Source organism: Bacillus sp. 22483 (assembly GCF_052044605.1).
GTDB classification, from domain to species: domain Bacteria; phylum Bacillota; class Bacilli; order Bacillales; family Bacillaceae; genus Bacillus; species Bacillus altitudinis.
This window is the reverse complement of sequence record NZ_JBQENU010000004.1, coordinates 202,469-223,370: the sequence shown is the minus strand read 5'-3', so window position 1 is coordinate 223,370 and position 20,902 is coordinate 202,469. Positions and strand designations below refer to the sequence as shown.

At 42.1% G+C, this 20,902-nt stretch carries 22 protein-coding genes; 6 read left to right on the top strand and 16 right to left on the bottom strand.

The genetic code is table 11. From position 1 onward, the window contains the following. Window positions 1-7: 7 nt before the first annotated feature. Window positions 8-283 (bottom strand): YutD family protein, encoded by a 276-nt coding sequence (locus ACTJJQ_RS08340; RefSeq protein ID WP_008346837.1) that lies wholly within the window; start codon window positions 281-283, stop codon window positions 8-10. A 120-nt stretch (window positions 284-403) separates the two neighbouring features. Here ACTJJQ_RS08340 and ACTJJQ_RS08335 point away from each other — a divergent pair, with 120 nt between their 5' ends. Further along, complete coding sequence (locus ACTJJQ_RS08335) at window positions 404-1,039, top strand: YhcN/YlaJ family sporulation lipoprotein (protein ID WP_007500413.1); 636 nt, start codon at window positions 404-406, stop codon at window positions 1,037-1,039. 39 nt (window positions 1,040-1,078) lie between these two features. On the opposite strand, the gene lipA is transcribed toward ACTJJQ_RS08335, so the two are convergent. Further along, the gene (gene lipA, locus ACTJJQ_RS08330) at window positions 1,079-1,975 is read right to left on the bottom strand and encodes a lipoyl synthase (RefSeq protein ID WP_008360456.1); all 897 of its coding nucleotides are present in this window, start codon (window positions 1,973-1,975) and stop codon (window positions 1,079-1,081) included. Window positions 1,976-2,298: 323 nt separating this feature from the next. Between lipA and ACTJJQ_RS08325 the strand changes: the two genes are divergently transcribed. Beyond that, complete coding sequence (locus ACTJJQ_RS08325; RefSeq protein WP_440600124.1) at window positions 2,299-3,243, top strand: M23 family metallopeptidase; 945 nt, start codon at window positions 2,299-2,301, stop codon at window positions 3,241-3,243. An 81-nt stretch (window positions 3,244-3,324) separates the two neighbouring features. Here ACTJJQ_RS08325 and ACTJJQ_RS08320 read toward each other — a convergent pair whose 3' ends face one another. Continuing rightward, window positions 3,325-3,555, bottom strand: coding sequence for a hypothetical protein (locus tag ACTJJQ_RS08320; RefSeq protein ID WP_440600105.1), 231 nt, complete (start codon window positions 3,553-3,555; stop codon window positions 3,325-3,327). A gap of 225 nt (window positions 3,556-3,780) precedes the next feature. Between ACTJJQ_RS08320 and ACTJJQ_RS08315 the strand changes: the two genes are divergently transcribed. Next, window positions 3,781-4,245 carry a DUF2691 family protein gene (locus ACTJJQ_RS08315; protein WP_135009719.1) on the top strand — a complete coding sequence of 155 codons (465 nt, stop codon included), beginning with the start codon at window positions 3,781-3,783 and terminating at the stop codon, window positions 4,243-4,245. 78 nt (window positions 4,246-4,323) lie between these two features. On the opposite strand, the gene yunB is transcribed toward ACTJJQ_RS08315, so the two are convergent. The 4 genes from yunB to ACTJJQ_RS08295 form a co-directional block, all read right to left on the bottom strand. Continuing rightward, window positions 4,324-5,094, bottom strand: a complete 771-nt coding sequence (yunB, locus tag ACTJJQ_RS08310) for a sporulation protein YunB (protein WP_216896130.1) — start codon at window positions 5,092-5,094, stop codon at window positions 4,324-4,326. 69 nt (window positions 5,095-5,163) lie between these two features. Further along, a complete protein-coding gene (locus tag ACTJJQ_RS08305; protein ID WP_007500404.1) occupies window positions 5,164-5,469 on the bottom strand; it encodes a YunC family protein in 306 nt (101 codons plus the stop codon). A 67-nt stretch (window positions 5,470-5,536) separates the two neighbouring features. Continuing rightward, a complete protein-coding gene (locus tag ACTJJQ_RS08300) occupies window positions 5,537-6,910 on the bottom strand; it encodes a bifunctional metallophosphatase/5'-nucleotidase (RefSeq protein ID WP_440600104.1) in 1,374 nt (457 codons plus the stop codon). 63 nt (window positions 6,911-6,973) lie between these two features. Then, window positions 6,974-7,825 carry a DUF72 domain-containing protein gene (locus ACTJJQ_RS08295; RefSeq protein WP_007500400.1) on the bottom strand — a complete coding sequence of 284 codons (852 nt, stop codon included), beginning with the start codon at window positions 7,823-7,825 and terminating at the stop codon, window positions 6,974-6,976. Between the two features lie 319 nt (window positions 7,826-8,144). Here ACTJJQ_RS08295 and ACTJJQ_RS08290 point away from each other — a divergent pair, with 319 nt between their 5' ends. Together ACTJJQ_RS08290 and ACTJJQ_RS08285 are read left to right on the top strand one after the other, a co-directional pair. Beyond that, window positions 8,145-9,317 carry a PucR family transcriptional regulator gene (locus ACTJJQ_RS08290; RefSeq protein WP_335364567.1) on the top strand — a complete coding sequence of 391 codons (1,173 nt, stop codon included), beginning with the start codon at window positions 8,145-8,147 and terminating at the stop codon, window positions 9,315-9,317. Between the two features lie 64 nt (window positions 9,318-9,381). After that, a complete protein-coding gene (locus ACTJJQ_RS08285) occupies window positions 9,382-10,539 on the top strand; it encodes an oxalate decarboxylase family bicupin (RefSeq protein WP_406886246.1) in 1,158 nt (385 codons plus the stop codon). Window positions 10,540-10,587: 48 nt separating this feature from the next. Here the strand turns inward: ACTJJQ_RS08285 and ACTJJQ_RS08280 are convergent, their stop codons facing one another. Further along, window positions 10,588-11,781: an MFS transporter gene (locus ACTJJQ_RS08280; RefSeq protein WP_160758024.1), complete on the bottom strand. Its 1,194-nt coding sequence runs from the start codon at window positions 11,779-11,781 to the stop codon at window positions 10,588-10,590. A 163-nt stretch (window positions 11,782-11,944) separates the two neighbouring features. Beyond that, the gene (locus ACTJJQ_RS08275) at window positions 11,945-13,180 is read right to left on the bottom strand and encodes a pyridoxal-phosphate-dependent aminotransferase family protein (RefSeq protein ID WP_058213685.1); all 1,236 of its coding nucleotides are present in this window, start codon (window positions 13,178-13,180) and stop codon (window positions 11,945-11,947) included. Between the two features lie 173 nt (window positions 13,181-13,353). Here ACTJJQ_RS08275 and ACTJJQ_RS08270 point away from each other — a divergent pair, with 173 nt between their 5' ends. Then, on the top strand, window positions 13,354-14,232 hold the full coding sequence (locus ACTJJQ_RS08270) for an endonuclease I family protein (RefSeq protein ID WP_017367997.1): 879 nt from the start codon (window positions 13,354-13,356) through the stop codon (window positions 14,230-14,232). Between the two features lie 120 nt (window positions 14,233-14,352). On the opposite strand, the gene ACTJJQ_RS08265 is transcribed toward ACTJJQ_RS08270, so the two are convergent. The 7 genes from ACTJJQ_RS08265 to ACTJJQ_RS08235 form a co-directional block, all read right to left on the bottom strand. Next, window positions 14,353-14,811, bottom strand: coding sequence for a hypothetical protein (locus ACTJJQ_RS08265; protein WP_234823378.1), 459 nt, complete (start codon window positions 14,809-14,811; stop codon window positions 14,353-14,355). A 126-nt stretch (window positions 14,812-14,937) separates the two neighbouring features. Continuing rightward, window positions 14,938-15,657 (bottom strand): IucA/IucC family C-terminal-domain containing protein, encoded by a 720-nt coding sequence (locus ACTJJQ_RS08260; protein ID WP_113747021.1) that lies wholly within the window; start codon window positions 15,655-15,657, stop codon window positions 14,938-14,940. A gap of 21 nt (window positions 15,658-15,678) precedes the next feature. Then, complete coding sequence (locus ACTJJQ_RS08255; RefSeq protein ID WP_039168968.1) at window positions 15,679-16,716, bottom strand: FecCD family ABC transporter permease; 1,038 nt, start codon at window positions 16,714-16,716, stop codon at window positions 15,679-15,681. Continuing rightward, on the bottom strand, window positions 16,709-17,725 hold the full coding sequence (locus ACTJJQ_RS08250; protein WP_008346988.1) for a FecCD family ABC transporter permease: 1,017 nt from the start codon (window positions 17,723-17,725) through the stop codon (window positions 16,709-16,711). Before ACTJJQ_RS08250 ends, ACTJJQ_RS08255 begins: the two co-directional genes overlap by 8 nt. A 70-nt stretch (window positions 17,726-17,795) precedes the next feature. Beyond that, window positions 17,796-18,749, bottom strand: a complete 954-nt coding sequence (locus ACTJJQ_RS08245; RefSeq protein WP_007500381.1) for an ABC transporter substrate-binding protein — start codon at window positions 18,747-18,749, stop codon at window positions 17,796-17,798. 139 nt (window positions 18,750-18,888) lie between these two features. Then, a complete protein-coding gene (locus ACTJJQ_RS08240) occupies window positions 18,889-19,791 on the bottom strand; it encodes an alpha/beta hydrolase (RefSeq protein ID WP_008346992.1) in 903 nt (300 codons plus the stop codon). A 71-nt stretch (window positions 19,792-19,862) separates the two neighbouring features. Beyond that, complete coding sequence (locus ACTJJQ_RS08235; protein ID WP_440147895.1) at window positions 19,863-20,774, bottom strand: alpha/beta hydrolase; 912 nt, start codon at window positions 20,772-20,774, stop codon at window positions 19,863-19,865. Between the last annotated feature and the right edge of the window lie 128 nt (window positions 20,775-20,902).

The following is a 20,902-nucleotide window of genomic DNA, read 5'->3' as shown; positions in this document are numbered from 1 at the left end:
CTTTGCGTTATTTTCTAATCCGCTTTAAGACAAAATAGGCACAGCCAAAATTACAGTATTCATAAATGTATTCATCGAGTGTACTGATTTTTGTATCGAATGTGGCCTTTTGGTTTTGGTCATCAAAAAACCCCTTCAGCCTAAGCTGGTTGTAGCCCCAATCCCCCACAATATAATCATACTTATTTAAAATATCTGAGTACCTTGCTTTAAACGCTTCCTCATCAAAGCCGTCTTTGATTTCTCTGACAAGATCAAAGGTAGCATTCTGAATGACGATCATCTTCTCACCTCTTTTTAAACGATCCATCTTTAATGATAATTCATTGGAACAACTCCATCAATTGCTAAAGCATGTTTTTTCCGATTTAGCCGAAGCTAAAGAAAAAAGGAGGTCACATTTATGATGAAACAACTCACAGCCACTATTCTCCTATGCATGCTTTTAGGCGGGTGCGGCTTTCAATCAGGCATGAACCGGCAAGTGGATGAAGATTCTTCCAGCAAGACAATCCGCCTGTCTGATCGTCATGAAGGAAATAATTCCAACATGCCAGAAGCAGATACGAATCGAGCAGGCTATGTTCGTTATCAGCGCCAGCAAGTAACCGATCAAAAGGAAAGAACCCCTGCTTTAAATCGTGAGCACCTTGCCCACGTGATTACAAGTTTAGCCATCCAGCTGCCAAATATAAAGGATGCAGCAACACTTGTCACAGACGAGGATGCCCTCATTGTGTATCGAACAGGCAACAAAAACCGAGATGAATCAGCCGATCAAGTGAAAAAAACAGCGGTTTCTGTTCTCCCTCGTTATTATCATGTGTACGTCTCTGATAACCCAGAGCACTTTCAATCCATTGCCAATTTTTCACGTCTTCAAACCAATTCACGTGATTTTGATCAAATTTTAACAAAAACGATTCAACAAATGAAATACTCTCCTCAAGGCGGAGATATTTCAACGAAAGAAGATGCCAATGGCATGACGAATTCCGATCGGACCATGAGACGAAACGCACCTTACGGCCAAAATTAATACGAGAAAAAACGCCAGAGAGCTCTGGCGTTTTCTTTGTTATGCTTGCGCCTGACGCTTCTTAGACGCTTCGTTTACTTGTTCGTCTGCATGATAAGAAGAACGGACAAGCGGTCCAGCTTCACAGTGGCTAAAGCCTTTTGACATGGCAATTTCCTTCAGCTCTGCAAACTCATCTGGATGGTAGTATTTTTGCACTTTCAAATGCTTTTTCGACGGTTGTAAATACTGACCAATTGCCATGATGTCAACGTTATTGGCAAGAAGATCATCCATAACTTCAATGATTTCTTCCTTCGTTTCACCAAGTCCAATCATAATGCTTGATTTCGTTGGAATGTCAGGCTGCATTTCTTTTGCACGACGCAAGAATTCCAATGAACGATCGTATGTAGCCCGTGCACGAACTCTTGGTGTTAACCTGCGTACTGTTTCAATATTGTGATTTAAAATATCAGGGCGTGTATCCATTAACGTTTTCAAATTATCATAATTGCCACCCATGTCTGAAGGGAGAACTTCAATTGTTGTGAATGGACTTTTTCTTCTAATGGCACGAACAGTTTCAGCAAATACGCCTGCTCCGCCATCTTTTTGGTCATCCCTTGCAACCGCTGTTATCACAGCGTGCTTTAAATTCATCAAAGCCACTGAATCTGCCACGCGTTCTGGCTCTTGCAAGTCTAATTCAGTAGGAAGTCCGGTTTTCACCGCACAGAAACGGCATGCGCGCGTACAAACAGATCCGAGGATCATAAATGTAGCAGTTCTTCTCACTGCCCAGCATTCGTGAATATTCGGACATTTCGCTTCCTCACAAACGGTATGCAGGTTGTTTTCCCGCATCATTTTTTTCAAACCGGTATAGTTTTCATTCGTATTCAGCTTAATTTTAAGCCAGTCCGGTTTTCTTACGTGCTCTTCCTTCTTTGCCAATTCCATCATCTCCATATGAATTCGTTAAAGGTGCATATACAATCATCTTCCTGCTATATACGATGGATGCAGCTATTGCCGCAAAAAATTGAATCTTCGGCCTAAGGCCTTTTCTTTAGACACTTTAACATAGTACAGATTGAACAACAAGGGAATGAGCTGCAAAAATACCCAAAAGACTCCTAAAATAACAGAAGAAAATTACTAACATTTTCTTCTTATGAAATAACGTGATCAAACCACACTAAACGGTAGAAGAGATGTTCGAAGAAAGGAGATGGACGTTTGTGAAAGTGGTTTTAGCGATCATCATCGCTCTTTCAATGATTCCCGCATCAGTCCAAGCACAAGGGGCAAACAAACAGCCTGATGAATTAAAACAGCGAATGGCACTGTATGAAAAGATCGCCATCACCACACAGGTCCCGTGGTATGTACTTGCTGCGGTTGATCAGTATGAACACAATATACGCAAAAGCAGAAGAGATTTACCCAAACAAACAGGTGTGATTGGTATCTACATTCCCCGGGAAATGTGGATAGGACCAGAAAATCCAAATAAGCAGGATACCTCTCCATTAAGCATTAAAGTTTTTGACGGTATTGGGCTTGATGGAAATGGGGATGGAAAAGCAGAAATCGATAACGATGAAGATGTCCTGTTCACGTTTGCTCAATACTTGCTCCATTACGGCAGCAGCATCGACCAATTAAAAATCGCGCTGTGGGATTATTACGGACGTGATCAAACCGTTGGAATCATTTCATCTTTTATGAAGCTCTATAAGCATTACGGCCATCTTGACCTTGGTAAGCATGCGTTTCCTCTTCCGGTTGGCGCTGACTACAGCTACAGGAGTACATGGGGTGATGCGAGAGGCTTTGGAGGCAGAAGAATTCATGAGGGCACTGATCTTTTTGCTCATTACGGTCTTCCTGTTCGTGCGACATCGTACGGCGTGATTGAAATGAAAGGCTGGAACCGCTTTGGCGGCTGGCGAATCGGCATTCGAGATATTCATAATCATTATCATTATTTTGCCCACTTAAATGGCTTTGCAAAAGGACTCAAAGCTGGGCAGATTGTAGAACCTGGTCAAGTCATTGGATCAGTCGGAAGCTCCGGTTACGGTCCACCTGGCACAGCAGGAAAATTTCCGCCACACCTTCATTACGGCATGTATAAAGACAATGGACGAACTGAATGGTCGTTTGATCCTTACCCTCATTTAAGGGCATGGGAAAGAGCCGAACGGAAACGTCGTTAAATCAAAGGAGAAGTTTAGCGATACCGCTTGCTTCTCCTTTTGATATGTATCAACATTTCCCCGGTCATCACTTGTCTACTGTTACTTCTTATGCTTCTCTTTCAATCCTAAAACTAAAAAAAGAATACCCATGATGAAAAAAAGGAGATACACAACTGTTACTTCGAGTGGAATCATGTCAAACATCCCTCTAAATAAGTCGACACTCAAACTGTCACTCCCAGCTAATAATATCGATGCTGACATATATTTAGCACTAAATACAATGGCAAATACCAAAAAACAAAACCCGCTTACTTGAATTTTCTTCATATCAATCAAATCCTCCTCTCACTTTCATAACTGACGATCGTGAAAAATCAGTCTTCAGGATAGCTTCCACTATTCAGAAAAGGAAAACAATGAACATTTATCATGGCACGTGATCCGTATGGAATCAAGTGGTTAATTAGGATAAGATGAACAGATCACATGAAAAAAAGTCTAAGCATGGCAACCAATGAAAGATTACTTCACAAAGAGTTAGGGGGTTGTTTTTTGAAAAGAGGAATGACCTTTACCATTCCAAATGAATACGGAGTCTTCCTTGGAGAAGTGCTAAAACCGATCGACATCACCAAATTCAGCTGGCGAATCGATACCGAAGACTCGAATATACTAGTTGATGGCGAAAAAGATGAAGAACTTTTTCCTGAAGGTAAAACAGAAATGGACGGTATAGAACTCAAACACCTCATTGAAAACAAGACGTATTATATGATTTTCGCCGATTTACAAGCATATCCAAAAGGGACATTGTCTCATATTAAGACCTATGAAGAATTTATTGAAAGCCAATGCGAGCTTGTTCTTTTAGTGACCGATTGCTCCTATGTCACGATCTATTGCAAAAATAAGGGAACACTCGAATGGCTATACAAGAATGCAGTTGAATGTGGATTTGAAGACGTGACCTATATCACCGATGAAAATGATGCAAGGACAAGACTGTCTGTTTCGTAACAACAAAACGTTCATCACAAAAACACTATATGCAATCACAGCGTATGAAAAAAACAGCCCAATTCGTCCATTGGGCTGTTATTCTTTCTTCTCCTTTTTCTCTGGCAGAACAATCGATGGAGCGCCTGAATTTGTTCCGCTTCCATTATAATAATCTGGGACATCTCCTTGAACGGCTTGGATGGAGACAGGCACGGAATTTTTGACGACGATGGTTTCTGAGGCGAACGGGATGATGACTCTCACCTTCACCTCAATGAGCACACTAATATCAATCAAGGCATTGTTGATGCCATAAGGCTTAATGTTTTTTTCAACGTCCGTATGCGGGTCACCAATGACACTGAAGCGTACAGGTACTTTTGGTCCTAGGTTGGCGATAAGTGCATTTCCGGACGCTTGCCCAAGCGGAATGTTATATATAATGCCGTCATGTCCATCTGTTTGATCCTTTAATGCTTCTTTTGCATCTTTTTGAAAATTCCCCTTTTCAATGTCCTCTAGATTTTTTTGAAGGTGACGTGACAGGTCAGCCATTGCTTTCGATGTTGCTTGCGCATTGAAGTCGATAGTTGTCACTTTTCCGTTCTCACTTGTATTCATCACAACCATATCTTTCATATTCTCCTGATCATCTGCAAAATCCTGAACAGAATATTGGATGAGATGATTGGCGATTCGTTCTGTTTCTAGTTCAGCAATGTGAATCAACGTTGGTTTAATGGAACGATTGATGAAGAATAGACTAATGACAGTTGAGAGCACAAAAAATAATATGGCAAGCAGCATGACATAACGAAATGGCAGAGGGCCCTTTTTATAGGGGCGATAACGGCGGTTCAATCTCAATAAAAAATCCCCCCTTCTCCATTACAAGTGTATGCAGACAGGCGGGGGGATAGGAATCATCTGTTCATTTTATTTCACCATTTTTAATAATGCATCTCTTCCAATTGTGCCAGCATGAATGCCGAGCGACTCAGCGGCATATGTCACAGATTCTAAAGGTGCATCCAGCAATTGCTCGATGGTTCTTACACCGACTGCTCTTCCTGCGATGATTCCTCTATCTGCAAGCTTTTCATTTAGGAGCCCGACATCAAGTGCACCGCACATAATATAACCATGCTCATTTGTCACTGCCATGAAATTGGTCTTTGGCAGTTTGACGGTGACGGCTGTAAAGGAATGGCCATCAATTGTAATAGGTGTTAAATTCACCATATCCCTTCACTCCCTTCAACACAATCTATGTGAAGGGAGGGCAAGTGTTGTTAGGCTGGAGCGGATTTCACTTTGCGTCCTTCAATCGCCAGCTCAGGACATCACGCAAAAATTCCGGCATGAAATATTCAATGTGTTCATGGTCACGTATATGAGGAAAAAGAGAGCCAAGTGTATACATATCCACTGTGCCAACCGTATAGGAATCATCTTCTTTGACGAGTTGATCGTTTACATAGACATCTTTTACTCGTTTGGTTTCGCCCTCTTCTAATGAATAAGTCAGACCGCTGTATAGCATTTTCCCCATCAGTTCGCCTCTAAAGCCAAAGCCTTTGATGCGTAGCTGTTCCATTTTTTCTTCACAGCCACGAGACACTGTTTCGATCAATTGCTTCCCAGTAAGTGTCACCCTGATTGGATTAATGGGATGTGGGCATATCCGGTGAATGTCCTCTCTTGTGACGATGCCAGCCTCTAATGAATCAAGCACCATCCCTGCATTCATCATGCCGATATCTGCCTCGCACCATTCTCTAATGGCATCTGTTAAAAGCTGCGGAAGCTGGGAGTCATCAAACCACTTTGTTTCGAGCTTTGATTCAATGGATGTCACTTTTTCCTGCATGAGTGACTTCGCTCTTCTTTCAGCTTTCTGTAAAGTCGTGATCGCTTCATCGGATTCACTGATCAGCTGGTCGACTGATTGCACCGTCGCTTTTTTCTCGATGAGCTCGCTACTCGCTGTATCAATGGTCAGCTCGACACAGCCAATATAATGCCCATACTTTTCAGCACATGCAAGAAGAACTCCATTGTCCATCTCGCCCTGTTCTAAAAGATGATGCGTATGTGAGCCTAAGATGATGTCGATTTCCGGGAAGTCATGGGCTACCTCTCGATCATGGATGATGCCTAGATGGGAAAGAAGAACAATGACATCGGCTTGTCCTTTCACTTCTTGCAGCATTTCCCGTATGCTCTCAAATGGGTCTGTAATGTCCCAGCCCAGCTTTTCATAGACAGGTGTATACGCAATGGTCACCCCTAAGACGGCAATCTTCAGGCCATTTTTCAATGTGATCACTTCATAAGGCTTTGCCCACGATGGCCTTTTGCCTTTTTCAAATAAATTAGATAAAATCACCGGGAATTGCGCGTCTTTGTACAATTGGTCGAGCTGCTCATGAGGCAGCGTAATGCCTTCATTATTACCAATTGTGACGCCATCATAGCCAAGCTGATTGAGGAGTTTGACATTCACTTTTCCATAATCCGCTTCTGATACAAGGTTTACTCGATCCATATGATCGCCAATATCAAATAAGAGCATCTGATCGTGAACTTGACGCTTTTCTTCAATATAAGCTGCGATTTTTGGCCAATTTTCAAAGTGGCTGTGCAAGTCGTTTGTATGATATAACCATAGCTTCTGCAGCATGTTGATCTCTCCCTCAAGTTGTCACTGAACCGTCTCGTTCAAGTTGAAAGCCGCAGCTCTCGTTTAACTAAATAAATCTAACTGCTTCGGGGATAAGCTTGAATACGTCAAATCCAGCAAATCAATCATTTGCTGGCCATTCGTCGCCGCATCTCCGCCTGAGTTATTATTAAATACGACATATACATCTTTCGACTGCTGATGCAGGATGTCGAGGTTCTTTTTCCATTCCTTTAGTTCAGCTTCATTATATAAATATAAGTAACGAACTTCACGCCAGTTCTCATGATCTGCCGGGTGAAGCCAGCCTTGTTTATTTCTTCCGTGGAAACGGACCAATGTTTTGTCACGGTGTGTGGCTTTTATGACTGGCGGTATAGACCCTTCTCCGACTTGCGGTTCATCACAGACGGAATGAATCCACCCTTCTTTCTCCATAAAGGATAAGGTTTGTTCATAAAACTCGTCTGAAAACCAAGTCCGGTTTCGGAATTCAAGTGCACAAGGAATATCCCCCATCTTCTCCTTACACCATCTTAAATAGTGGACGTGCTCCTTTTTGCAATCAAACCATGGTGGAAATTGAAACAGAACCATCGCCAGTTTCCCTGCTCGAATGAGAGGAGTCAGTGAAAGAATAAAGGCATCAAACATTTCTTCCTTTGAAGCAAACGGGATCTCGCCTCTTTGATGCCCGGTCATTCCTTGATATGCTTTCACGACAAATTGAAAGGCGTCTGGCGTATCTTTTATCCATTTTTCATGGTTGCGCTCAGGCTGAACAGCATAAAAGCTTGCATCCAGTTCCACAATGGGAAACGTTGATGCGTAGTGAAACAGCTTTTGAGAGCTGCCGATTCTCGGCGGGTACAGACTGTCATGATCTCCCCAGCCAGTTAATCCGATATAAATCATCTATCTCACCTCTTGCCACTTGCTTGTCTAAACGGATTTTCCCATTGAAAGTCTTTGTTTCTTGGGATACCCATCTTTCTGAAAGAAATTCTTCTGTCTACAACATATCATATTTACCCATTTTTCTGAATGAAGATGACTGATGTGACGTGATTTTGCCCTGCCATCTTTTTTGTGATATTACATCACAACTTTCTATCTAAATTGAATGGAGCTGATAACATAAAATTGATATCAGAGACTTTGACAGCGATTGTCCATTTTTTTATTCATCTTCACCAAAGGCTTCAGCTCTAAAAAAAAAGGAGAATGTGTGGATATGAACATTGTCGATCATCATGTTGAAGCATTGCAAAAAGTGGCCCAAAAAATTCATCAGCCTGTCTATTTGATCAATCAGTATGGACGTATTCTTTTCACCTCACCCCAAGGTATGACAAATCCAGATTGGATACAAATGTTCCGCTTGTTTCACAGTACGCAACAGCATTATTTTTCTATGGTTCATTCAAAAGAAAGCGTTTCTGTTTTTCCTATCTATATAAACGAACAAGCTTATGATTATTTAGTCGTTCCCGCCTTCATTCATCCTCAAGACGACATGGGGCTGCATTTGATAATTGAACAAGCTGTACATGCCATGTCCATTTCACGCATCAAACAACATGCCAGCAAGCAATCGACAGAGCGAGCCAAAAATGAATGGTTTCGCAAATGGATGGAGGGGACGATTTCCTCAGAGCAAGATGTTGCCTGTCTGGCACGCATGTTTGGATTAAACACAACGATTCCCTATTTATGTATCGTCTCTCAACTTGATCAGAACAGTCATTTCAGTTGTTTCCTTAAGCAGCAAACCCTTGTAGATGATGTGTTTGCTTTACTTGAAAGCACCCTTTCGCACTGTCCATATCCCGCCTTTCTTTTTGTCAAAGGTGATATCGGCATCTTCCTTATAGAAGAGACTGGCGGCTGGCTGGCAATGAACAAATCGATCTGCTCTTTTTTAAAACAAATGCAGATCCTTATTAAACAGCATGTGAATACCACCATTTCCTTTGGTGTAAGCTTAAGCGGTTATCTTATCACCGATCTGCCAAAAGGATTCAGTGAAGCTGCCCATGCTCTGCAATCAGGCCAGCTCTCATTACGAGCTGAATATATTCAGTTCTATCAAGCAAAAGATGTGTCAGATTTACTGAAGCTCATCCCACCAAAAGATTTAACAACATTCTATGAGCGGTACCTCCACCCATTATATGAACAATCACAAGTCGATCCAAACCTTCTCCACACCTTATCTGTTTATGTCGAAACACATTGCCATATTTCAGAAACAGCCAAACGTTTATCTGTTCATCGCAACACCGTGATATATCGACTGGAGAAATGTGAAGAACTGCTCCAGATCAGCCTAAAAGATCCTGATGCAACATTGCGTTTGCGATTAGCTTTGCGGATTCAAAAGCACCTTTCAGCCGATTCCAATTGAATCTTTTTTTCTTACGCCTCATATATTTTGGAGGAGAAATGTGAATGACAAGGAGTGGTGTCAAATGGATGAGGAGATTCGTCACATCCCGCAACCGATTCGAGACGATGGGGCCGGCGCAACCGATTTAGGCCCGCGAGACGTTCTGCGTGATATGGAGAACCCAGATATGTTCGTTCCCCCTAAAACGGATGCGGGGACGATTCCTAATTTAAAATTTTCATATTCTGATACACATATGCACTTGAATCATGGCGGCTGGTCGAGGGAAATTACCGAGCGAGAGCTGCCTGTTTCAACAACGATTGCTGGTGTGAACATGCGGCTTACGCGCGGAGGTGTTCGTGAGCTTCATTGGCATAAGCAGGCGGAATGGGCATATATGATTTTAGGCAAAGCCCGGATCACATCTGTAGATGCAGAAGGACGGAATATGATCGCTGATGTAGAAGAAGGAGACTTGTGGTATTTCCCACCCGGTATTCCGCACTCCATTCAAGGTCTTGAGGATGGCTGTGAGTTTCTCCTTGTGTTTGATGATGGTGCTTTTTCTGAATTTGATACGTTCACCATCACAGACTGGTTTGCTCATACACCAAAAGACATTCTTTCTGCTAATTTCGGCGTGCCAATCAAGCTGTTTGATCACATTCCACATAAACAACGCTATATGTTTCAAGGCTCTTCACCGGCATCCATTGAAAGCCAAACAGTCTCTAATCCATACGGCGGCATCAAACCGCCATTTACCCACCAGCTCCTTCGTCAAAAACCAATCGTGACCTCTGGGGGAACAGTGCGAATCGTCGACTCACGCAATTTTCCAGTATCTAAAACCATTGCTGCTGCACTTGTGGAGGTAAAACCTGGCGGGATGAGAGAAATGCACTGGCACCCGAATAATGATGAGTGGCAATACTATTTAACCGGTACAGCCAAAATGACGGTTTTTGGAGCAGGCGGGACAGCTCGCACCTTTAATTACAGAGCAGGTGATGTTGGTTATGTTCCTTTCGGGATGGGGCATTACATACAAAATATTGGGCAAACGAGCCTTTGGTTTCTAGAAATGTTTAAAAGCGATCGATTTGCTGATATTTCATTGAACCAATGGATGGCCTTAACCCCTCCTCAATTAGTGAAGGAGCATTTGCATGTAGACGATGCATTGATTCATGCGTTGCATAAAGAAAAATCACCAGTCGTGAAGTATGAGCGATAACGAAAAAAACCGATCCATTTGTGCTGATCGTTTTTTTCTATGCTGTCTTTACGATACGGCATGGGAATGTTGCTGCGCTTTTTTCGCCCATAAAATAGAAGCAATGAAACTCATACAAAGCACCAGCGTTCCAAACATAAATGGCAGCTCAATATTCACATCAAATAAAATACCCGCAAGACTTGGCCCGACGATATTCGCAAGGCTCATAAAGGAGGTATTGAGGCCGCCTGCTACCCCCTGCTGATTCCCTGCCATTTTAGATAGTAATGTATTGAGAGCTGGACGAACAAACGAGGTGGCCGATAAAAACAAAATGGAGCCCGTAAAAATCAGCCAAAAGGAAGGGGCAAAGCGGCAGGCGATCAGCATAAACGCCGCAGCTAAAAGGGCATAACGAACGACTCGCATTTCGCCAAATCGTTTCACAAAGGTATTCACTAAAGCACCTTGAACGATGACACCCGCAAGTCCAGCTACCGTAATGACAAATGCAATATCCTTCGGTGTAAAGCCATGTTTTTGGTCCACATATAAGCCAAAGATCGATTCAAAATGAATGATTCCGAAATTCAAAACAAAGGCCAAGATAAACAAAAAACCGTATGGTGTTTTTAAAGCCTGAATCATCTGCGTAAAAGGATTGAAATGAAGCTCTTTATTCAATCGTGCTTCTTCCTGCTTTTGCTTTGTTAAAGTTTCAGGTAAGAACAAGAAAGACAACAGCGTCGACAGGGCTGCAAAGGAACCAGCGATGAGGAAAGGAAAAGCAATCCCAAACTCAACCAAATAGCCGCCTACGCCTGGTCCAATGACAAAGCCTAACGTCATTGCTGCACTAAATAGCCCCATTCCTTTCCCTCGATCCTTCTCACTTGTGATATCAGCGATGTATGCAAACATGGCGGGCATGAGTAAAGCTCCGGCAGCACCACCAAAAAACCGAGACACAAACAGCATCCAAAGCTGATCCGCAAATGCAAAAATAAACTGGGCAATCGTAAAGCCGGCAATCCCGGCAATAATCAATTTTCTGCGTCCAAATCGATCAGTCAGCGCTCCAGCGACGGGTGATAAAGCAAATTGTGTGAGGCCAGTTGCAGCAACGAGGAAACCAAGTGTTTTCCCAGTTGCGCCAAAGGCTTCAATATAACTTGGCATGACAGGAACGATCAGACCAAATCCAAGCATGGCAATAAAAATATTGAGCATCAAAATGTACAATCTGCCCATTTTTTTCATATTAAAACCTCTTTCTTCAAAATAAATGAAAATGATGACAAAAATGATAAGAACTTCTTCAGTATAGCGATATCGCTCTCTATAAGTCTAGTTTTTCAAAAAACAGCGTTTTTTCCCAAATAAAAAATACCCGCTGGTGGCGAGTATTTCGAGAATCCCTTTTTTATTCAGCTTGTTCATAGATGGAAAGAGCCGCCTGTAACCCAGCGCCACAATTGATGGCTGCGCCGTATTTCATCAAGATGGCTTCAAGGCCTGCTAAAACAAATAGAATATTTTCCTTTCGGCAGCTATAGCCCATTGAGCCAATTCTCCATATCCGTCCTGCAAGAGGCCCAAATGAACTCGCAATTTCAATTCCAAAATGATGAAGAAGATCAGCCCGGACCGCTTCTCCGTCGATATCACTTGGAATGACGATACACGTCACGACCGGCATTTTGCAGTCTGGATCACCAAATAATTCAAGCCCCATCGCTTCAAGTCCTGCCATTAAAGCCTTTTCATGAAACAAGTGGCGCTGAAAACGTTCCTCCAGACCTTCCTCTAGCACAAGTCGAACCCCTTCTCTCAGTGCATAAAGCATCGTTGTCGCTTCTGTATGATGATTTAACCGCCTCGGGCTCCAATAATCTTGCAGCTGGCTTAGATCAAAGTAATTGCTTTTGATTGGAGAAATGTCTACCTGTTTTTGCAGTTCGTCCTGTGTTGCAATCCCTTTTTCTACTTTCTTTCTCGATTGTACGACGTCTGCCACTCGTTCATTATATGTGATCGGTGACATCCCTGATGGAACAGACAAGCATTTCTGCGAGCCCCCAATTGCCGCATCGATTTTCCATTCGTCTACCTTGACCTCGACACCACCAATTGTCGCCACAGCGTCTACAATAAAAAGCGCATCAAGCGCTCGGCATGCTTCACCAATTTTCTCAAGCGGCTGTAATCTTCCGGTAGATGTTTCACCATGAACCATCGCAACAATTTTCGGCTTGACTTGATGCATCTCTGCGATGATGTCGTCTTGCTTAAAAACCGTTCCCCATTCACATTCCATTGTATGTACCTCAGCACCATAGCGCTGCCCAATTTCAATCAGCAAATGACCGAAGCGTCCAAAGACCGGAACAAGCATCACATCTCCGGGCTCGATCACACTGGCAAGCACAGCTTCAAGTCCTGAGCGGGACGTCCCATCAATTGGATAAGCCCATTCATTTTCTGTTTGAAAAAGTGATCGTAATAAGGTCATCGTTTCATTCATGATCTCTGTAAATGCAGGATCAAATTGACCAAGAATTGGTGTACTCATCACTCGAAGGACTCTCGGATCTACTTCGACAGGTCCTGGTGTCATAATGGTTCTAGTAGGTGTGTGTAGTTCTTTCACGTTATCCATCCTCTCCCTTGCTGTGTCCATCCTTATATGCCCACTTATACAGCAATGCTGATAAAATAGCAATCTCTTTTCTTACGAATTGGTTACATAAAATTTACGATAAATCCATTTATTTCTTTATGGCAATATGATAGAACTAAAGAGTATACATTCCCTATGAAGGAGGAAATAGAATGAAAAGATCTTTATTTGGAACTGTGGCCGCCGGAATCATGATTTTCGGTACATTTGCCGCTCCGCTGCCTCCCGCTGCAAATGCTCAAGGCTTTACTCTGAATGAACCGAGTCAAACCATCACCTTTTCCCCGTTACAGCTACAAACCGAAACATCTGCTCAACATGCGAAAACAACCGCTTCAAGTCAAATTGATTCCTATTACCAATCTGCTGCTGGCAAATCTGGGCCTGCTCTTAAGAAAGCATTACACGATATTATTGATGATCATACGCAGCTATCCTACAGCCAGGTTTGGGATGCATTAAAGAAAACGGATGAAGATCCAAAAAATCCAAGCAATGTGCTTTTGCTCTATAGCGGTATCTCCAGGTCAAAGCAAGCAAATGGAGGAAACGTGGGACAGTGGAACCGGGAGCATGTGTGGGCTAAATCTCACGGCAATTTTGGGACGAGCCAGGGACCTGGTACAGATCTCCATCACCTTCGGGCAACAGACGTACAAACGAATAGCACACGAGGAAATTTAGATTTTGATATAGGCGGAAATGAATACAAGGGAGCGCCGGGCAACTTCTACGACAGCGACTCATTTGAACCTCATAGCCGGGTGAAAGGAGATGTAGCAAGAATGCTCTTTTATATGGCCGTCCGATATGAAGGCGATGATCGTTTCCCAGATTTAGAATTGAACAACAAAGTGAATAATGGAAGCGCCCCTCTTCACGGCAAAATGTCTGTCCTATTGAAATGGCACAAGCAAGATCCAGTCGATCAAATCGAACGGAATCGTAACGAAATCATCTATCAAACGTACCAGCACAATCGCAATCCTTTTATTGATCACCCTGAATGGGTAAGCGATATTTGGGAATAAAAAAGAGAGGCACTGCTATGAACAAGCAGTGCCTCTTTCCATTACTATCTCTATAAAAGATGATCATACAACATCAAACACACTTCTCATCTTATAAAGATTCTGATCATTATGTTATGTTTATTCCCCAAATTTACTAATAATAATTCTTTCTACATTGCGATCTAAACAGAAAAATTCTATTTTGATATCATGCTTTGAATCCTTATAGCCTAAAATTTCATATCCCTGATCGTCATTTCTACGATAATAGTTTTCACCTAGATAATTATAGATATCTTTTTTAGTTGAATGAATATTTAGTGTGTTGTTTATATTACTTTGATTATTTTCTAAAGAGATTGCCACTATTTCTTTTCTATTATTCACTTTGAAATAATTTGAATTTGAAGTTTTAATCCACTCGTTTTCACTATAGTTTCTCTTTATTAATCCCAACTTCAATTCTCCCACCTTTAATTCAGTAAGATTTGTACTTTTTACTTTAAGAAAAGAGATGTGGTTTTTAAGTGGTTGAATGAAGAACAAGCCAATGATGATGATGAAAATAAAGATGATATATATGATAATTTTTTTCATATCAGTTCCTTCCATAAATGATTATATAATGAAACAATATAACATAAATATCATATTTAAATTTACTGTATAAATATTTAAGAAAAATCTAATCTAATAAAAAAACACCTTGCATAAGGTGTTTTTTTACTTTAGCGGACAGACGAGACAATAATCAAGGCTCTCTGATTTTTTCTCAAGCTTATAATACATACAGCAAGTCTTTCGATTTGATGTGTCTAGCAAACTTTCATCTAAATTTAAGCTGTGCTGAAAAGGATTTTGCTTCACTCCGAAAAGATCACCCGATGCCTTCTTCAGAAACAAATAATCCTCCCGTACGCGCTCTTTCATTTTAGGCTCTTCCGTTTCTCGCATCATGCTACGGTAAAGAGAATTGATACGTACCGCTACATTTTCCCATAAAATCGAATACGGAAGTCTTGAAGTACGTTTCAATACATCTAAAAGAGGTGTGACACACTGCGTAAATAGCATGCGGACGACCTGCTCTCTCCACTCATGACGATCTCCTTCTAACTGAACAAATGAACAGAGCGTTTCATCTAGCTCAATTTTGCGATCTTCTCTAAAGACACACGCCTCTGGTGAAAACCGGTAGACAGCATCATACATCGTCATCAAGTACAAAGTAGAACTAACAGCTAAATAGGCATAGCGTTTTGAAAACATGGACGCCGCCACTGCTATATTCGGTGCATGCATCGCTTCCTTTTCAGCTTCTAATAAACGTCTGATAGATGCTTCTGAAAAAAGCGCAGCAAGTGTGCGATCAGATGTCATTGGTCCATTTGTGATGTGTACCCCGAAATCAAGTAATTCTCTCTCAACCCACTCTGGCTTCATATCAAAACCCCCATCTTTCGTTTAACGATTTCGCTGTTGATATAACAAATAAATAAAGAACGGTGCACCAATTGCCGCCGTAAAAACACCTGCCGGGACATCTAACGGGAGAAAAGCCGTTCTCGCAACTAAGTCTGCCAGCATGACGAGAATACTTCCAACAAGCGCAGATGCTGGAACAAGCGCAATAAAGGAACGACCGATGATCATCCGTGCAACATGCGGCGCCATCAGTCCAACAAATTCAATACCACCTGCGAATGCAACGGCAATACCGGCTAATGTCACACTCATCAGTAGAAAGAATAACCGCTTCGCCTGAACCTTGACCCCGAGACCTGTTGCAAGATCATCTCCAAGCTCCTTCACATTCATCGTTCTTGCCAGCACCATGACAATCGGTAAAATAATCAATACCCAAGGAAGCATTGCGATGACGTCCTTCATTGTAGAACCATATAAACTGCCCGTCAGCCAGATGTATGACTTGGTCGTGGTCATCGTATCGCTGAGCACAAGAGTAAACGTCACACACGCCTTCATAATGGCGGAAATCCCAATCCCCATCAAGACGAGCGTGATCGGCTTGACGCCTTTTTTCCATGAAAGCAAATAAATCAGGCATGATACCGCAAAAGCGCCTGCAATTGCCCACAACGACTGATAAGCAATAGGCACAGTGCCCATCCAAAAGACGATGAACATAATGGCGCCAAACGACGCACCGCTCGTAATTCCTATGATGTCAGGCGATGCAAGCGGATTTCGAATGAGACCTTGTAAAATAAGCCCCGATACCGCAAGTGCCGCTCCCACTAAAACCGCAAGCAGGGTCCTTGGAATCCTCAACGTATTTAATACAAACGTATTTCCCTCACCTTGTCCGAAGATATGCAGCAGCACATCAGTAGGCGGAATAAAGCGGCTGCCCATACAAAGGCTCAGAATAAATAAACCAAAGGCAACGCCTGTCAATAATAGTAAAATCAAAAATGTCCGCTTTGAAAATTGAAATGAAATGCGCCCGCCCTTTGAACGCACTGTATATGTTTTAGCCACCTGTCTTCAACCCCTTGCGCACGAGATAAACAAATAGAGGCGCTCCTGCAATTGCCGTCATGACACCAATCGGTACTTCCTGCGGCATGATCAGAAAACGAGCGGCAAGATCTGCGACAAGTAAAAGCGACGCCCCTACAACGGCACAATACGGCAGTACCCAGCGGTGGTCAGGTCCAACAAGCTTTTTCACAATATGCGGCACAAGAAAACCAACAAATCCAATGGATCCTGCGACAGCGACGGAACCTCCTGCTAAAAAGACGACAAGTACCCCCATCGTCATCTTCAAAAGCAACGTACGTTGGCCAAGCCCTTTCGCAATATCATCACCCGATAAAAGGACATTGATCGAGCGGCCAAGAAGCAGCGCCACCACAGTCGCCCCAAGAATATAAGGCAGCACAGGCAGCAGCATATCTATACTTCTTCCTGACACTGAACCAGCCATCCAGAACAGGATGCTTTGAATGGACTGTTCATTCACGATTAAAAGTCCTTGAGTAAAGGACGCAAACAGAGCAGATATCGCAGCACCTGCGAGTACAATTTTGACCGGTGTCAGTCCGTCTCTTCCAATGGAGCCTAGAAGAAAGACGAGCATACCTGCAATGGCAGCGCCTAAAAAGGCCGTCCACATATAACCTGTTAACGACTCGGTAGAAAAGAAAACAATCGAAATCACAATAAAAAAGAGTCCACCTGCATTAATACCTAAAAGATCTGGTGCAGCCAGCGGATTTCTCGTCAATGCCTGCATGAGTGCACCTGAAATCGCTAGACTTGATCCAACAACCGTCGCAATTAAAGCTCTTGATAATCTGGATGTCATGACAATCACACTGTTTGGATCTGACTCATCAAACTGAAGAAACGCATGGATGGTGGCTTTGAGGGAAATTGAGGTTTGCCCAAGAGAAATACTGAGCATAAAAAAGACCAACATCAACACGATGAATCCAGCAAATAGCAGTGCCTTGCTCGAATCCTTTTTTAATAAACTTCTCATCTGATTCCCGCTTTCAATCTGTTATGGAAAAAGGAGAAAATGGTTTTCCACATTTTCTCCTCTGCTACACTTATTTATCAAGCCCTAGACGATCATAAATATCATCAAGCATCATGTTTGCAGCGGTGATACCGCCAGCCATGTTCCAAGTGATTTCATCGACTTTATGCACTTGTTTCGCTTTCACTGCGTCAAGCTGCTTCCATAAAGGATGACTTGTCCACTCTTTATATGCTTTTTCAACTGCTTTATCCTGATCATCCATGAAGTAATAGATCACATCTGCATCCATTTGTGGAATGCTCTCTTTGTCTGTAAGTGTAATGATATCTTGCTTTTTATCTTTGACATTTTTAGGACCTTCAAAGCCTAGCTCTGTTAAAATTGAACCTGCAAACCCAGTTTGATAGATTCTTGCATGATCTGCACGGAAGTTCACCACAGACACACTCATTGGCCAGTTTTTAATGTCTTTCTTTGCTTTTTCTTTGAAGTCAGCGACACGGTCATCCCACTTCGTCAGCAATTCTTTTGATTTGTCTTGCTTGTTTAACGCTTCACCCATTAAATTCACTGTGTCTTTAAAAGTGAACACTGTTTCTGTTGCAACAGTTGGAGCGATTTCTTTCAGCTGATCAAAAATTTGCTCATGACGGATTTTTGATGCAATGATCAAATCTGGCTTCAGCTTTTCAATTTCTTCTAAGTTTGGTTGTGTTTCCTGCCCAACAATTTTGACACCCTTTAAATCATCTCTTAAATATTTATACGTAGGTGCTTCAAGCCAAGATTCTACAACACCCACTGGTTTAATGCCCATAGCGACGGCTGCATCTGTTGCTCCTTGATACAACGTCACCACACGTTTAGGCGATCCTTTAATTTCAGTTGAACCGATAGCGCTTTCAACGGTTCTTGTTTTCTCATTACTATCTGACTTGCCTTCACTGCTATTACTGCCACAAGCCGCAAGTAATACGATGGAGAGCACAACTAATAGCGACCAAAAAGATTTTTTGAACATGTACCTCACCTATCCATTCTATATGTAGTCATATCGTTTGATAACGATTCTCATTATCACACTATGATTTTATCATAGAAAAGGATGGTGTCAATGTAAATTTTTAAGAAAAAGGTAGAGTGTTGACTAGTTGTTCAGGTTAATTGGAACTTTTCCACATTTGGATGGTACGCCCAATCTTTTTTCCCGATTCTAGTAAAATGGACAAATGAGTATGGTTTTCTATCACTTGGTAAACAGATTGATTTTTCACCTGTTGATTTGGAAGCGCCAGATATGGATGAAATTTGTCTACGTCGTATAACTCATCCTCGCTTCCAACAAACATGCCATAAGGCTGGTCCAGCCTTGCAAATTGTTTTTGAGGTGCAGATGGCGTTAAGGCAAGAGACATATTGATGGTAATGCCTGTTAAAAGAAGTGGATCTTGTGCAATCACCCATGCTGGGTAGTGAAATCGTACAGCTTCTGAATGCCCCATCAGCCTTCCTTTTGTCATCGCAGATAGCACGAATTTCCAAACTTGAACTGTGGCAAAAGGGACTTGATTAGACTTTGCTGTGTCAGATTTGTAGCCAAATTCAGGAGCAATAAAAAAGTAACCGTCTACTTTTCTTTTTTCATCCCAAGATAGATATTGAAGCAGCAATCCAGCTCCAGAGGAATGACCACAAAGATAAAGTGCTCCTTCGTGCTGCTGTTTGATGACATCCACAACTTGCGAAATATCTTGCCACACGTCAGTGACTTTGGGTGTATCCCCCTTCTTTCCTTCAGAATATCCGTGGCCTCTCAAATCCAGCAAAAACACATTCACGTGAAAATCATGTTGCAATGTATAGGCGATATGCTCATAACCAGCCAAGCTGTGAGCGCCTCCGCCATGAATGATGATCACATTGGTCTGCGTGTTTGTTTCTGATAAAAACGGATAATAAGCAAGACGTATGCCGTCATGTGATTGAATGAACTGTCTTTCTGGAATAGCTACAGGAGCTACTTCCTGCATACTTGTAAATGAGAACGGTTCTGTTTCGTTCATAATTAACTTTTGATCCTCCAATTAGACACGAGAATGGCTAGAGCATTGCTGGCCATCCTCATGTTCGCATCCTATTTTGTCATATCCCTCAAAGGGAACGTCTTACTCTCAATAATGGCGACAATTTGTTTTAACGCTTGGTTCGCTTCGGGAATAGGGAAGACAGGAAAGACGTGATTCATTTTTGGGTATTCGATATAGTTGATGGGAACACCCTGCTTGTCTGCCATCTCTTTGAATTTCCGGGCATCTGGGAGAAAGAATTCATGAGTGCCAATAAAAACAGAAATTCGTCCTAACGATTTGATTTCTCCATAGATTGGACTGATCAAATGATGTGTTTCATCTGTATCACCTGCATAGGCTTTGCCCGATTCGATTAGTAAATCTAGGTTGAGCATTGGCTCTTTTGGAACCATTTTAGCGATATCAGGATTACTTAATGTCACATCAAGCCATGGTGATAATAGAAGAATGTTTCCAGGCTGCGGGAGACCTTTTTTCGCTAAGTATTGAGCAAAGGCCAACGATAAACCGCCTCCAGCAGAATCACCCATGATGACGATTTTTTCTGGTGTTCCTTTTTCTAAAAGAGCTTGGTAAACTGGGAGAACACTCTCGATTGCATCCATATATTGATGATTCGGTGCTTTTGGATAAACTGGCACATACACCGTACTATTTAATTGCTTCGTCAATCGATCCAAGAAACGCCAATGCCATACGAGCGGCTGCTCAATATAGCCTCCTCCATGTAAAAATAGCACCTGATGATCATCTGGCTGCACATCTGATTTCAACATGTACGTATCGACTGAAAACGTGCTGCTTTTGGTGATGTGATATTTCTTTTTCAACTTCTCAGGCAGCACATAAGGTAATTGATTCGCCATTCTTCGTTCCTCTAAATACCCCTCAACATTCAGTTTCTTCTTTGTAAGTACAAGTAACCATTCAACAAACAAACTTTGAATACTTCGCATACGATCGACCCCTATAGATAGAATGATGACAATCAATGTCTAGGAAAAGAATGGTTTCTCTTTTTCTAAAGCATAACATAAGAACTTGTGAATCCGTTAACTGCTTTGGACAGAATACTTTTTCTATA